Genomic DNA, 12,821 nt, shown 5'->3' on the forward strand with positions numbered 1-12,821 from the left:
TCCCAACCGGTCACAGCAGCTCCGCCAGGTCCTCGACCACGACGTCCGCCCCGTGCGCGCGCAGCGCCTCCCGCTGCCCGGTCCGGTCCACGCCCACCACGTGCCCGAACCCGCCCGCGCGCCCGGCTTCCACGCCCGCCAGCGCGTCCTCGAACACGGCGGCGTGCTCCGGGCTCACGCCGAGCAGGCGCGCGCCCGCCAGGAACGAGTCCGGCGCGGGCTTGCCCTTGAGCCCGTCGCGGCTGATCACCACGCCGTCCACCAAGGCCTGCACGAACGGGCTGAGGCCGGCCGCGTCGAGGACCTTGCGCGCGTTCGCCGACGACGTCACCACGCCGATGCCCAACCCCGCGGCCTCGACCGCGCGCAGGTACGGCGCCGTGCCCGCGTAGGGCGTCACGCCCTCGTGCCGGATGATCGCCTCCAGCAGCGCGTTCTTGCGGTTGCCGACACCGTGCACGGTGTCGGCGTCCGGCGGGTCGTCCGGCTCGCCCTCGGGCAGCGTGATGCCGCGCGAGGCCAGGAACTCGCGCACGCCGTCGTAGCGGGGCCGGCCGTCCACGTACTTGAGGTAATCCGATTCGGCGAACGGCGCCTCGCCGTGCGGGCGCAGGAAGTCGTCGAACGTGCGCCGCCACGCGCGGCGGTGCACCACGGCCGTGCTCGTCAGCACGCCGTCGAGGTCGAAGAGGCAGGCGGTGATCGCGTCGGGCAGTCCCAGGGCCATGCCCAGTTGTCTACCCCTTCTCCGTCCGGGGTACCCGCTGGCGGTACGGACACCGGCGGAGGGATCGGGCCATGGGCAAGCCGCGCGTGCTGGTCGTCGGAACGGGCTTCGCGGGCTACCACTGCCTGCGCACGCTGGAGCGCGTGCTCCCCGCCGACGCCGCCGACCTGGTGGCGGTCAACCCCACCGACTACATGCTCTACGTGCCGCTGCTGCCGGAGGTCGCGGGCGGCTCGCTCGACCCGCGCCGGGTGGCCGTGCCGCTGCGGCCCAAGCTGCCGCGCACGCGGCTGGTGCAGGCGCACGCCACCGGGCTCGACCTGGCCGCGCGCACGTGCACGGCGGTCGACGTCGAGGGGCGTGAGCACGTCCTGGGGTGGGACCGGCTCGTGCTGACGGCGGGTTCGGTCACCCGGTTGATGTCGATCCCCGGCGTGGCCGAGCACGCGTTCGGGTTCAAGTCGGTCGCCGAGGCCGTGTTCCTGCGCGACCACGTGCTGCGGCAGGTGGAGCTGGCCGAGCAGGCGGACGACCCGGCGGAACGGGCGGCGCGGGCGACGTTCGTCGTGGTCGGCGCCGGTTACACGGGCACGGAACTGGTGGCGCAGGGCCTGCAGCTGACCCGGTCGGCGTTGCGCGGGCGCAGCGGGTTGGCGGAGTCCGACGTCAAGTGGGTGCTGGTGGACCTGGCGCCGCGCGTGCTGCCCGGGCTGGACGAGCGGCTGTCCGGGCCCGCCGCGCGGGTGCTGCGGTCGCGCGGCGTGGACGTGCGATTGGAGACCAGCGTCGAGGCGGTCACCGCGAACTGCGCCAAGCTGACCGACGGCAGCGAGATCCCGACGCGCACGCTCGTGTGGTGCGTCGGCGTGCGGCCCGACCCGTTGGTGGAGTCGGTCTCGCTGGCCACGGTGAAGGGGCGGGTGGTCGTCGACCCCACGCTGGCCGTGCCGACGCACCCGCACGTGTTCGCGGCCGGTGACGTGGCGGCGGTGCCGGACGTGTTCAACGGCGGCAAGCCGACCCCGATGACCGCGCAGCACGCGCAGCGCCAGGGCAAGCTCGCCGGGCGCAACGTCGCGGCCTCCCTGGGCCACGGCCCGGTGGGCACGTACCGGCACCGCGACCTGGGGTTCGTGGTCGACCTGGCCGGCGCGCAGGCGGTGGCCAACCCGCTGCACGTCCCGTTGACCGGCCTGCCCGCGAAGGTCGTGGCGCGCGGCTACCACCTGCTGGCGATGCCGGGCAACCGGTTGCGGGTCGCCGTCGACTGGCTCACCGACCTCCTCGCCCGCCGCCAGGTCGTGCAGTTCGGGCTGGTCCCCGAGGCGGGCGTGCGGCTGGGGGACGCCGAGAAAGCCGGCGCCGCCAACCGGGGGTGAGGCTCAAGCCGGCTTGAGCGGGTCGTGGCCGATGGACATCAGCCGGTGCCTCCAGTGCGCCTCGCCCGCCGTCGGCTCCAGGTCGTCGCGCCGCTGCGCCCGCACCCGGTCCACGACCTTCTGCATCACCTTGACGTCCTCGGTGGTCAGGTCCGTGCGCCGCTTGCGCAGGACGCGCAGCACGTCCTGGCCGGTGGGCGTGCCCGCCTGGTCGGGCACGGTCTCGCTGTCCTCGTCGGCCGAGCGGGTGCGCAGCCAGTCCTCCAGTTCGTGCGAGGTCATGTTCACCACGCGGTGGAAGTCGTCCCACAAGCTGTCGGTCATGGGGGAGAGGGTTGCCGCTGCGGCGTGGGGTGAAACGCGGGTCGCCCGGCACGGTCTTTGCGCGATCCGAACATTCGCCGCACGCGCTCCACACCGCGACCGGCGATCGTGGTCGTCATGAACACACCGATTCGCCTCGCCGTCGTCGTCACCGCCGCGTTCGGGCTCTGCTCGACCGGGGTGGCGGGCGCGCAGGAGAGCAGCTACGCGCCCCTCACGATCAGCCCTGAACAGGTGAAGCAGCTGTGCGAGAAGCGGGCGCCGCGCATCGAGGAGCGCGTCACCCGGCTCACCACGCGCATCAACGGCGGCCCGGACGTGGCCGGGTCGACGGCGTGGTTGCGGGCGCAGGCGCAGCAGGCGCGCGACGCGGGCAAGACCGCCCGTGCCGAGCGGTTGGAACGGCGGCTGGAGCGGCGCGAGGGGCAGTTGACCAGGCTCGGTGACGCGCAGCGGCGCGTGGACGAGTTCCAGGCGTCGCACTGCGGTGTGAAGTGAGGGCGCTGGTCGCGGCCGTCGTGCTGCTGCTCGCGGTGGCCGGGTGCCGTGCCGAGGGCGCGCCGCCCGCGGACCCCGGCTTCGACGGGATCGAGACGACGCTGGACGCCGTCGAATCCGAGGTCTCCGAGCCGTAGGGCGTCAGCCGACGTCCGGCGTGTACTGCGCCTTCGCCACCGCGACCGCCCCGGCCAGCTCGTCCTCCGAGGCGGTGCCCGACTCGCTGACGACCGCCGTCCACGCGTCGATGGACCCGGCGTTGAACCGCCGGGTCTCCGGCGCGTCGGCGGCGGCGAGCGGGTCGAAGTCGTCGTGCACCTCGCCCGCGAGGTACAGGCCGAGGCCGAGGAACCCGCCGTCCCAGCCGGGGCCGACGTACAGCGCGCCCGCGCCGCTGCCCGCCATAGCCGTGGGCACCGTGTGCTCCAGCTCGACCGTCGTGCGCTCGTCGCCGTCCTCGGTCAGGCGCAGTTCCACGATGCTGGTGTCGGCGCCCCACGTCAGCCGCAGCAGCTTCGGCGGCGCGCAGGTGAGGACGGTGCCGCTGGCGTTGTGCTCCACCTGGAAGCTCCCGCCCTCCCGCAGGTCGCCGCTGACCGGCAGGAACCAGCGCTTGAGGCGGTCCGGGTCGGTGAGCGCGTCCCACACGTCCGCCGCCCCCGCGTCGTACGTGCGTCGCAGCAGCACGCCGATCGTCTCGTCCGAGCCCGCGCTCACCTCCCGGTGGATGGCCTTGAGCTGGTCGGCGATGTCGATCACTGTTGTTCCTCCTTGAGTCGCCTCTCGCGCTTGCCGCGCGCGAGTTCGGTGGCCAGCGCGTCGAGGTGCCCGCTCCAGAACCGGCGGAACCGGTCGAGCCACTCGTCCACCTCGCGCAGGCCCTGGTCGTCCACCGCGTAGAGGCGTCGGGTGCCTTCGGCGCGGACGCGGGCGAAGCCGTTCTCGCGCAGCACCCGCAGGTGCTGGGAGACCGCGGGTTGCGAGATGCCGAACTCCCGGCGGACCACCTCCGTGACCGCGCCGGAGGTCAGCTCGCCGTCGGCGAGCAGCTCCAAGATGCGGCGACGGACCGGGTCGCCGAGGACGTCGAACGCGTGCACGACCAGCATCTTTCAGTCCGGGCTTATATAAGTCAAATCTAAGGCTCCGGAATTGTCGGTGGTCGGTGGCACTATCTCGAACGGATGTTCGGTACGCGTTCGAAGGGAGCCATGCGATGCGAGTTCGACTAGATCCCCGTCAGTGGCCCGGCCGTGTCATCCCCGAGACCGACGCCGAGATCGACACGGCGGTCGAGGCGCTCTGCCTGCGGGCGACCTGGCCCGATGCCCACCGCGCCGCCGTGCGCCGGGTCGTCGAGCCCTGGTTCGCCGAGGGGTGGAGCGTCGATGCCCTGCTGGCGGCGGTCGACCGCAGGCCGGACGGCACCAGGCAGGGCAGCCCGAGAAGCCGCGACCAGGTAGCGCACGACTTCCTCCGTGCGCGGCTGAGGTCGTGGTGGCAGGGGGGCGCGCGGCGTGCGCGCCCCCCGGTGGCGGGCATGACGCTGGGCGCCTGGTGGCGGATCAACCGGCGCAACGCCCGCTTGACCGAGCCGCGTGCACGGCGGCCGTTGAGCACGGCGGGCAGCCTGGCCCGTGAGCAGTCGCGGGAGCGGGTGCGGGCGCGGCTGAAGGACCCGGTGGAGCGGTCGCGCGAGTTGGCGCGGCGGCGGCAGGAGGTGCTGGACGGGCTGCTGGTGCCGGGGCAACGGGTGCCGACGTTCGACGACGCCCGCAAACTGCTGGCCGACGTGCGGCTGCCCGCGCACCCCGTGTGCAGTCGGTGCGGCTGCCGGCAGGGGGTGCTGCCGAACGCCGCTTGACGCGTCCTTAGTCTGTGGTACCCGACACGGTGAATTCGGCCGACGGGTCGTGTGCGTTCGGGTCGAGCTGGTGGTGTGGCGTCGTGACTTCGGGTGGCAACGCCCGTGGCGCCCGGCCTGCGGACCGAGCTGCGCGCGGCCTGTCGTGACGCGTCCGGTCGACGTCCCTGTTCCGCAAGCTGTGGCCGTAGGAGTTGGCAGTGTCCTGGTTGTTCACCATCATCCTGTGCGTGGCGGCATTCCTGGCCGGCGCGGCCGTCGTCTGGCTGCGCCTCGACCCCACCATCCGCGACCTGCGCTCCCGCTTGGACCAGCCATCCACCCCGGAGCCCGCCGCCACCACCGCTGACACCGACACTCCCGCTGCCGCGACCCCTGCCGCCGAAACCACTCCGGAGCCCGCCAAGGCCACCGAGGCGGCCGAGAAGCCCGTGGCCGCCAAGGCTTCCGAAACGGCCGAGCCCGAGACCGCCGAAGAACCCGAGACCGTTCCGGCACCGACGGCCGCCCAGGAGCCCGAGATCGCTGCGGAAGCCGGAGCACCCCAGACTATCGACGAAGCCACCGCCGAGCCCGAGGTCGCCGAGCCTGTCGAGGAGTCCGCCGCCGAGGAGCCGGTCGCGGTCGAGCAGCCTGCTGAGGAAGCCGCGCCCGCCGCGATCGAGGAAGCCGCCGCGGAGTCGGAGGTCGCCCAGCCTGTCGAGGCGCCCGCCGCCGCCGAGAAGCCCGCCGCCGCTGCCGCCGAGGAACCGGTCGCAGCCGAGGAGCCTGCCGAGGAAGCCGCCGCCGCAGACCTCAACCCCGCGCCCACCACTGCCGCGCCCGCGTCTGCCGCCCCGGCCCCCGCGCCTGCCGCCGCGACCGCTGCTCCCATTGCCGCGCCCGCCCCGGTTGCCGCCCCAGCCCCCGCCCCTGTTGCGGCCCCGGCCACCCTCTCCGCACCCGTCGTCGCAGACACCGCCGAGGGGTCCCTGGAGGTCAAGGCGAACTCCAAGTCGATGATCTTCCACACCCCCGACTCGCCGTACTACAAGCGCATGAAGGGCGACGTCACCTTCAGCTCGGTCGCCGAGGCCGAGCGCGCCGGCTACACCCAGTGGACCCCGAAGCCCAAGGTCGCCTCACCCGCGCGATGAGGTAGGTCAACCAGACCAACCGTGCGTCGCGATCAGGCGAATAGCGTTACACCGCTCGGGTATTCACCGAGCGGGGTGACCTGATGCCAACGCGAGATGGTGGGCGGGACGCCGGCGACGTGGCCGCGCTCGCGCTCCACCGCACGGACGTCGACGGCGCGGCGGTGGTCCGTCCGACCGGTCGGCTCGACCTGACCACCTATCGCGAACTGCGCGACGGGCTGCTCAAGTGCGCCGTGGACGAGCCGACCGCCGTGATCGTGTGCCTCGACGACGACTTCGAGTGCGCCACGCCCGCGTTCATGTCGGTCTTCACCACGGTGGGCCTGCGCGTGTCGGAGTGGCCGGGCGTGCCGCTCATGCTGGTCGGCGAGTCGCCCGGCCACCGGCGCGCGCTCGCCACGGGCACCACGGGCGCGGTGCCCGGGTTCACCGCGCTGAACGCCGCCCTGGCCGCCGTCGAACGCCCGACCGAACGCACGCGCGACGAGACGCAGCTTCCCGACTCGCTGCTCAGCGGCCTGCTGGCGAGGCACTTCGTGCGCGAGACGTGCCAACGCCGGCACGTCACCCACTTCGTCCACGACGCCGTCACCATCGCCACCGAACTCGTCGAGAACGCCGTCCACCACGCCCGCTCCGCGCCGGTGCTGCGCCTGGAACTCCGGGGCCACCGGCTCACCGTCGCGGTCCGCGACGAGAGCCCCGACCCGCCCCAGGAGCCGAAGGGCGAGCCGCTGCGCGCAGGCGGCTGGGGCCTCACGATCGTGTCGTCGCTGAGCCGCACGTGGGGCTGCTACCCGTGGCCGCACGGCGGCAAGGTCGTCTGGGCCGTCCTCGGCGACTGAACCCCGCGCCCGTCAGCTCGCCTCGCTCACCGCCGTCACGATCGTGAAGTGGTCGATGAGGTCCGTCAGCTCCAACGGGTGCAGCACGACCTTCGTCGTCGCGACCAACCGCAGCGCCGCGCCGACCGACTCGCACGCCGACCGCAGCGCGATCAGCAGGTTGATGCCCGTCGACCCGAGGAACGTCACCCCGGAGAGGTCGAGCACGAGCGCCCGGCTCGCGTCGCCGAGCCTGCGGTGGACGTACTCCTGCACCACCGGAGCCGTCGCCATGTCGAGCTCACCGGTCACGACGACGACCACCACGCCCGCGGACACCTCGCGCGCCGTGAGCGTGACGGCATCGGTGAAATCGTCCATGTCCACCCCTGGGTGTGGTCGGCAGAGTGCGGCTGCCTGCTCAACCGCGTTCAGCCTAGGCCCAGGAGAACTGTGAGCGCCCGTCAGGACCGGTGCAACTCGCCCTCCGACCAGGCTTCGACCTCTCCACCCGAAAGCGTCCCCGCGGTGGGCTCAGCCGACCACGCGCCGGATGACGTCCACGGGTCCGATGGACTCGATGTCCTGCACCTTCACCGGCACGCCCTCGGTGGACGCGTGCACGGCGCGGAGGCCGTCGATCGCCATCGCCACGTGCGTCTGCCCGGAGTAGTAGATGATCAGGTCGCCGGCCCTGACGTCGTTGCGCGACACCGACCGGCCGATGGTGGCCTGGCCGTACGTGGTGCGCGGGATCGCGATGCCGACCGACCGGTACGCGGCCTGCATGAGGCTGGAGCAGTCCCAGGTGTTCGGGCCGTTCGAGCCGTAGACGTAGTCCTTGCCGCGCTGGGAGAGCGCGAACGCCAGCGCCTGACCGGCCTTGCCCGCCGGGACGGGGATCGCGCTCATGTCGCCCGCGTTGTTCAACGCCGCGCGCTCCGCCGAGCTCAACGAGCGGTAGGCCTCGCGGGCCTGGGTGATCTGCCCGTCCAGTGCGGCCTTGCGCTGGTCGATGTCCGCGATGGCCTTGTTCGCGGCGTCGGCGGCCTCGTTCGCGCGGCGGGCGGCGTCGTTGGCCAGGTCGACGGCGTCGCTGAGCCCTTGTAGGGCTTCCGCGTTGTCACCCGCCAGCACGCCGAGCGCCGACATGCGGTTGAGGAAGTCCTGCTGCGAGTCGCTGACCAGCAACGCGGACAGCTGGCCGAACCGCGCGCCCTCGAAGGAGGCCTCGGTGAGCAGGTCGACCTGGCCGCGCAGCGCTTCCTGCGCCTGCTGGGCCGTGGTGATGTCGCGGTTGGCCTGGTCGAGCGCGCCCTGGGCGTTGGCCAGCGTCTCCTGCGCGCGCAGGTGCTCTTCGTTCAGCGCCTCGGCCTGGTGGGAGAGGTCGGTGTACTTCTTCAACGCCGCGGAGGCGTTGGACGGCGTCTCGGGGTCGGCGGCGGCCTGGGGGAGGGGCAGGGCGGCGCCGAGCAGCGCGGAGACGGCCGTGGCCGTCAGGGCTGCGCGGACGGTGCGCTGAGCGGATTTCGACGCCACGGTTCGCGCAATCCTCCTTGAGCCGGCTGGGCCCCGAACGGGTTACACCCGCCCAGGGTCTCGGACAGGTTACGGAACCCGCCGGAGCCAGTCCATAAGGGGTCCACTTCCACCGGTTCCCGGGACGTCCGCCGTTCCTCTTCGCCCGCGGAGGGACGATGTCGGGACGACCCGTCGCGGCGGAACGGTCTGGTGGGTCAGCTCGCCCGCGCGACGACGGCGGAGTGGGTGAACTCGCCCGCCCGCACGCCGCGCATGAACATCTCCCACTCGCCGCGCGTGTAGCGCAGCGCCACCTCACCATCGGGCGCGCGGAGGATCGCGCCGCCGCGCGGCCCGGGCAGCACGGCCAACGCGCCGTCCGCCTCGGCCGAACCCGATACCAACCGGCGGAGGAAGTCATCCCACGCCGGGGCCTCCACGGTGATCACGGGTCCCGTGCCCTGGTCCTTGGTGTCCCGCACCTGGACCACGCCACCGTCGAACCTGACCTCGACGCAGTCGCCCGACGCCGTGCTGAAGCTGCTCTTGAACCAAGTGGCCGAGGGGGTGTGAGGCATCAGAACCGCTCCATCTCGTGGTAGACCGCGTCGATGAACCCGCGCGAGTCGCGGTCGTCGAGCGCTCGGTCGAACGTCTCCGCGAAGCTCGCCGTCGACTCGAGTATCACTTGGCGCTTGTCGATGATGACACCGCTGATCGCTGTCTCCTGGTACAGCAGGTCGCCGAGCCTGTTGGAGCGAAAGGAAAGGATCTTCAACGCCGCGCCGAGCAACGGGTGCGCCCCCGCCGCGAACGGCATGACCCGCACCCGGACGTGACCACCCTTGCGGTCGAGGACGTCCAGCAGGTGCGCCAGTTGCCGCCGCATGACGCCGGCGTCGCCGACGAGTTGCCGCAACGCGGCCTCGCCCAGCACGACGTCGAGCCGCAACGGGTCGTCGCCGGCCAAGCGGCCCTGCCGCGCCAGCCTCGTCTCCAACCTCGGGCCGACGTCGACCGGCCGGATGTACGGTGTGCCCGCCCGCACCACCGCCCGCGCGTAGTCGGCGGTCTGGAGCAGTCCGGGGATGATGTCCGGCGCGTACTCGAAGACCTTGTCGGCGCCCGCCTCCAAGCCCAGCAACCGCAGGAACTCGTCCGAGTAGAGACGGGCGTAGTCGTACCACCACTCCCGCCGCTCGGTCTGCGCCCGCAGCGCTTCGAGTCCGGCGCGCTCGTCTTCGGCCAGCTCGTACGCGTCGGCCAGGTCACGGAGCTTCGCCGCCGTGAGCCGGCGCTTGCCGGACTCGATCGCGGACAGGTTCGTGCCGCCGATGCCCGTCGTCTTGCCGACCGCCGCCGCCGTGAACCCGAGGCGCTCCCGGTGTTCCCGGAGCCTCAGCCCGAGTTCCCACGCCTGCACCGTGCTGGAGATCGGGGCGTCGTCGCCCATGTCCTTCGTCCCATCGGATCTTGTGGACCGGAGCGATACCGAGCGTAGCTACAGCGCACTCGTCCGATGAGTCGACACCGGGATAATTATCACTATAGCTTCGGGACAAGCACGAGAAGTGTCTCGCGGTTCGAGGTGATGACCCGATGGACCACAAGCCGACGCTGCGCGGCCGCCTGCTCGGCCGGGAACTGCGCCGGGTCCGCGAAGCCTCCGGCCTGACCGTGGCCGAACTCGCCGCGCGCACCCAGCAGTGCCCGCAGCGGGTCCAGCGGCTGGAGGACGGCACCGCCGCCTCGCCGACACCGGACCCGACGCTGTGGTGCGCCTGGGGCGCCGAGGCGACGAGCGTGATCAACGTGCTGTGCCGCACCGCCGAGCGGATCGACGTCTTCGCGCCGCTGGGCGTGCACCCGTCCCTCGGACAGCTCGACGCCGACCGCTGCACGGCCTACGTCCTGGAGGGCGTCACCGTCGACCGCGCCGACGTCACGGTCCGCGTTATCCACCCGGGCGCCGGTCACTGCCCCGGCCTCGACCACCCGTTGACCCGGTTCGTCCTCGCGGACGGCCCGGCCGTCGTGTTCTACGCCTACCTGCACCGCGCGATGTTCACCGACGACCCGCGCCACCTCCGGTCGGCGAACGAGTTCTTCCGACGCCTAGCGGAGCTGACGCGCGCCTAGCGCGAGCCCGGTGAGGTCCGTCCGCCCGCCGGGGTGGCCCACCGCACGACCCGCGGCGGCCGTCGCGAGCCGGCCCGCGTCACCCGGGTCGTCACCGCGCACCAGCGCCACGGTCAGGGCGGCCACGAACGCGTCGCCGCCACCGGTCGTGTCCACGACGTCCTCATCGGTCAGCGGGATCACCGCCGAATCCCCGTCCCACGTCAGCACGTTCGCCTCGCCCGGCACCTCCAGCGCCGCCACCGACGGACCCCGGGCCAGCAGCTCGCGCCCCGCCCGCACGGCCGCGTCCGTCCCGGTGATCGACCGCCCGGTCAACGCCTCCGCCTCGCGGTGATCGGCCCGCACCACGTCCGCCGCGGCCAGCAGCTCGGCCGCGCGCCCGTCCGGCGCGCCGTCCAGCACGACCAGCCCGTTCGCCGCACGGGCCGCCGCCAGCGCCGCGTCGGCGGGCTGCTGCAGCTGCACGATCACCGCGTCCGCGCCGCCCAGCATCGCCGACGCGGCGCGCACGTCCTGCACCGTCAGCAGGGTCGGCCCGGGGACGTCCTCCAGGTACCGGTACTCGCCGTCGCACACGACGTCCACGAGCAGCGCCGTCCGGACGCCCTGCCGGCACACCACGGCGGCCGTCGCTACGCCGTCCGCGTCGAGCCGCTCGACCAGCAGGCGGCCCTCCCGGTCGTCCCCGACGACGCCGACCACCGCGGCCGTTGCGCCGAGCTGCCTCGTGCCCCGGGCGATGTTCGCGCCCTTCCCGCCGAGCATTTCGCGACGTTCCAGCACGCTCGCGCGGCCACCGGATCCGGGCACCTCCGGCACCACCAACACCAGGTCACGGGCTATCTGACCGACCACCGCGATCCGCATGGTCGAGCGGTACCCGGTGGCCACCAGTTGAAACGGGTCGTTGACGTGGCGTCACCGGTAATGCGATCGTAATTCTGGGAGCGCTCCCAGTCCGTGGTTAACAGATCACCGTCGATCTGAAGGAGAAGGTCCTTGCGACTCAAGCGCTTTGGGGCGTTGGCCGTTGCCGCGCTCGGTATCGTCGGTGTGACCAGCGTTTTCGTCCAGAGCGGCGTAGCGGTGGCACACGGGTCGATGACGTACCCCGCAAGCCGCACCTACGCCTGCTACGAAGACGGCAGGGCGGGCAGCGGCGGCGGCGACCTGAACCCGACGAACCCGGCGTGCGTCGCCGCGGTGCAGATCGGTGGGAAGCAACCGCTGTGGGACTGGTACGGCAACCTGATCAGCCAGGCCGCCGGCAAGCACCGCGAGATCATCGCCGACGGCGACCTGTGCGGGCCCACGACCAAGTACGACGCCTACAACCTGGCCCGCGGCGACTGGCCCGTGACCACGTTGCAGGCCGGCGCGCGGATCAACTTCAAGTACAACGCGTGGGCGCCGCACCCCGGCACCTGGGACCAGTACGTCACCAAGGACGGCTTCGACGTCACGCAGCCGCTGAAGTGGTCCGACCTGGAGCCGGCGCCGTTCGACAGCATCACCAACCCGGTCGCGTCGGGCGGCGAGTACTCGTGGCACGGCACCCTGCCCAACAAGTCCGGCCGCCACATCATCTACTCGATCTGGCAGCGCAACGACAGCCCCGAGGCGTTCTACAGCTGCTCGGACGTGGTCTTCAGCGGGGGCAACACCGGCGGTGACACCCAGGCGCCGACGGCCCCGGGCACGCCGACCGCGACCGCGACGGCGAACTCGGTGTCGTTGAGCTGGCCCGCGGCCTCGGACAACACCGGCGTCAGCGGCTACACGGTCTACCGCGAGGCGGGCGCCACCGACGTGTCGGTCGCGACGACCTCGGGCACCACGGCCACCGTCACCGGCCTCAGCGCGGACACGGCGTACCAGTTCTACGTCGTGGCGCGGGACGCGGCGGGCAACACCTCGTCGCCGTCGATCGCGGTGTCGGTGCGGACCAGCACGGGCGGCACGACGCCGGGCGCCTGCGCCGTGACGTACAGCGTGCCCAGCTCGTGGTCCGGTGGCTTCACCGCCAACGTGTCGGTGAAGAACACGGGCACCAGCGCGGTCAGCGCGTGGCAGCTGGTCTGGGACGTCCCGGCGGGTCAGGGGATCACCCAGGCGTGGTCGGCGGAGGTCGCCGTCGCGGCGGGCAAGGCCACCGCGAAGGGCGCCAGCTGGAACCAGAACATCCAGCCGGGCCAGACGGTGAGCTTCGGGTTCAACGGCACGTCGCAGGGGACGCCGACGAACCCGTCGTCGTTCGCCCTCAACGGCGCTTCCTGCGCCGCGGCCTGATGTTGGGGCGGTGCGCGGCCCTGGTCGCGCTCCTGGTGGGGTCGGTCGCCTGCTCCTCGGCGGCGCCCGCCTCCACCCGCCGGGGGTCCCACGCCCACCGCCCCCCGCGGGCCC

At 72.6% G+C, this 12,821-nt stretch carries 17 protein-coding genes; 8 read left to right on the forward strand and 9 right to left on the reverse strand.

The window, feature by feature from the left end; genetic code table 11:
- Nucleotides 1–10: 10 nt before the first annotated feature.
- Nucleotides 11–727 carry an HAD family hydrolase gene (locus tag LNK82_RS32165; RefSeq protein WP_230570654.1) on the reverse strand — a complete coding sequence of 239 codons (717 nt, stop codon included), beginning with the start codon at nt 725–727 and terminating at the stop codon, nt 11–13.
- Nucleotides 728–798: 71 nt separating this feature from the next.
- Between LNK82_RS32165 and LNK82_RS32170 the strand changes: the two genes are divergently transcribed.
- Nucleotides 799–2,106 carry an NAD(P)/FAD-dependent oxidoreductase gene (locus tag LNK82_RS32170; protein WP_230570655.1) on the forward strand — a complete coding sequence of 436 codons (1,308 nt, stop codon included), beginning with the start codon at nt 799–801 and terminating at the stop codon, nt 2,104–2,106.
- A gap of 3 nt (nt 2,107–2,109) precedes the next feature.
- Here LNK82_RS32170 and LNK82_RS32175 read toward each other — a convergent pair whose 3' ends face one another.
- Entirely contained in the window at nt 2,110–2,430 is a 321-nt protein-coding gene (locus LNK82_RS32175) for a DUF3140 domain-containing protein (protein ID WP_230570656.1), read from the reverse strand.
- Between the two features lie 117 nt (nt 2,431–2,547).
- Here LNK82_RS32175 and LNK82_RS32180 point away from each other — a divergent pair, with 117 nt between their 5' ends.
- Both LNK82_RS32180 and LNK82_RS32185 read left to right on the forward strand, forming a co-directional pair.
- On the forward strand, nt 2,548–2,928 hold the full coding sequence (locus tag LNK82_RS32180) for a hypothetical protein (protein WP_230570657.1): 381 nt from the start codon (nt 2,548–2,550) through the stop codon (nt 2,926–2,928).
- Entirely contained in the window at nt 2,925–3,065 is a 141-nt protein-coding gene (locus LNK82_RS32185; protein ID WP_230570658.1) for a hypothetical protein, read from the forward strand. Before LNK82_RS32180 ends, LNK82_RS32185 begins: the two co-directional genes overlap by 4 nt.
- A gap of 4 nt (nt 3,066–3,069) precedes the next feature.
- Here LNK82_RS32185 and LNK82_RS32190 read toward each other — a convergent pair whose 3' ends face one another.
- Both LNK82_RS32190 and LNK82_RS32195 read right to left on the reverse strand, forming a co-directional pair.
- The gene (locus LNK82_RS32190) at nt 3,070–3,687 is read right to left on the reverse strand and encodes an SRPBCC domain-containing protein (RefSeq protein WP_230570659.1); all 618 of its coding nucleotides are present in this window, start codon (nt 3,685–3,687) and stop codon (nt 3,070–3,072) included.
- Nucleotides 3,684–4,028: an ArsR/SmtB family transcription factor gene (locus tag LNK82_RS32195; RefSeq protein WP_230570683.1), complete on the reverse strand. Its 345-nt coding sequence runs from the start codon at nt 4,026–4,028 to the stop codon at nt 3,684–3,686. Before LNK82_RS32195 ends, LNK82_RS32190 begins: the two co-directional genes overlap by 4 nt.
- Nucleotides 4,029–4,144: 116 nt before the next feature.
- Here LNK82_RS32195 and LNK82_RS32200 point away from each other — a divergent pair, with 116 nt between their 5' ends.
- From LNK82_RS32200 to LNK82_RS32210, 3 genes are all read left to right on the forward strand, one after another.
- Nucleotides 4,145–4,792 carry a hypothetical protein gene (locus tag LNK82_RS32200; RefSeq protein WP_230570660.1) on the forward strand — a complete coding sequence of 216 codons (648 nt, stop codon included), beginning with the start codon at nt 4,145–4,147 and terminating at the stop codon, nt 4,790–4,792.
- A 200-nt stretch (nt 4,793–4,992) separates the two neighbouring features.
- Nucleotides 4,993–5,928, forward strand: a complete 936-nt coding sequence (locus LNK82_RS32205) for a sunset domain-containing protein (protein ID WP_230570661.1) — start codon at nt 4,993–4,995, stop codon at nt 5,926–5,928.
- A gap of 83 nt (nt 5,929–6,011) precedes the next feature.
- A complete protein-coding gene (locus tag LNK82_RS32210; RefSeq protein ID WP_230570662.1) occupies nt 6,012–6,776 on the forward strand; it encodes an ATP-binding protein in 765 nt (254 codons plus the stop codon).
- A 12-nt stretch (nt 6,777–6,788) separates the two neighbouring features.
- Here the strand turns inward: LNK82_RS32210 and LNK82_RS32215 are convergent, their stop codons facing one another.
- The 4 genes from LNK82_RS32215 to LNK82_RS32230 all read right to left on the reverse strand — a co-directional run bounded on the left by LNK82_RS32215 (nt 6,789) and on the right by LNK82_RS32230 (nt 9,729).
- Nucleotides 6,789–7,136 carry an STAS domain-containing protein gene (locus LNK82_RS32215; protein ID WP_230570663.1) on the reverse strand — a complete coding sequence of 116 codons (348 nt, stop codon included), beginning with the start codon at nt 7,134–7,136 and terminating at the stop codon, nt 6,789–6,791.
- A gap of 153 nt (nt 7,137–7,289) precedes the next feature.
- Nucleotides 7,290–8,294: a C40 family peptidase gene (locus LNK82_RS32220; RefSeq protein ID WP_230570664.1), complete on the reverse strand. Its 1,005-nt coding sequence runs from the start codon at nt 8,292–8,294 to the stop codon at nt 7,290–7,292.
- 197 nt (nt 8,295–8,491) lie between these two features.
- Nucleotides 8,492–8,854 carry a DUF397 domain-containing protein gene (locus tag LNK82_RS32225; protein ID WP_230570665.1) on the reverse strand — a complete coding sequence of 121 codons (363 nt, stop codon included), beginning with the start codon at nt 8,852–8,854 and terminating at the stop codon, nt 8,492–8,494.
- Nucleotides 8,854–9,729, reverse strand: coding sequence for a helix-turn-helix domain-containing protein (locus LNK82_RS32230; protein WP_230570666.1), 876 nt, complete (start codon nt 9,727–9,729; stop codon nt 8,854–8,856). Before LNK82_RS32230 ends, LNK82_RS32225 begins: the two co-directional genes overlap by 1 nt.
- Before the next feature lie 146 nt (nt 9,730–9,875).
- Between LNK82_RS32230 and LNK82_RS32235 the strand changes: the two genes are divergently transcribed.
- On the forward strand, nt 9,876–10,415 hold the full coding sequence (locus LNK82_RS32235; protein WP_230570667.1) for a Scr1 family TA system antitoxin-like transcriptional regulator: 540 nt from the start codon (nt 9,876–9,878) through the stop codon (nt 10,413–10,415).
- Here the strand turns inward: LNK82_RS32235 and LNK82_RS32240 are convergent.
- Nucleotides 10,392–11,285 carry a PfkB family carbohydrate kinase gene (locus LNK82_RS32240; protein ID WP_230570668.1) on the reverse strand — a complete coding sequence of 298 codons (894 nt, stop codon included), beginning with the start codon at nt 11,283–11,285 and terminating at the stop codon, nt 10,392–10,394. The genes LNK82_RS32235 and LNK82_RS32240 overlap by 24 nt on opposite strands.
- Nucleotides 11,286–11,519: 234 nt before the next feature.
- Here LNK82_RS32240 and LNK82_RS32245 point away from each other — a divergent pair, with 234 nt between their 5' ends.
- On the forward strand, nt 11,520–12,707 hold the full coding sequence (locus LNK82_RS32245) for a lytic polysaccharide monooxygenase (protein WP_230570669.1): 1,188 nt from the start codon (nt 11,520–11,522) through the stop codon (nt 12,705–12,707).
- Nucleotides 12,708–12,821: the final 114 nt, after the last annotated feature.

This window comes from Saccharothrix luteola (assembly GCF_020859565.1).
Taxonomy (GTDB): Bacteria; Actinomycetota; Actinomycetes; order Mycobacteriales; family Pseudonocardiaceae; genus Actinosynnema; species Actinosynnema luteola.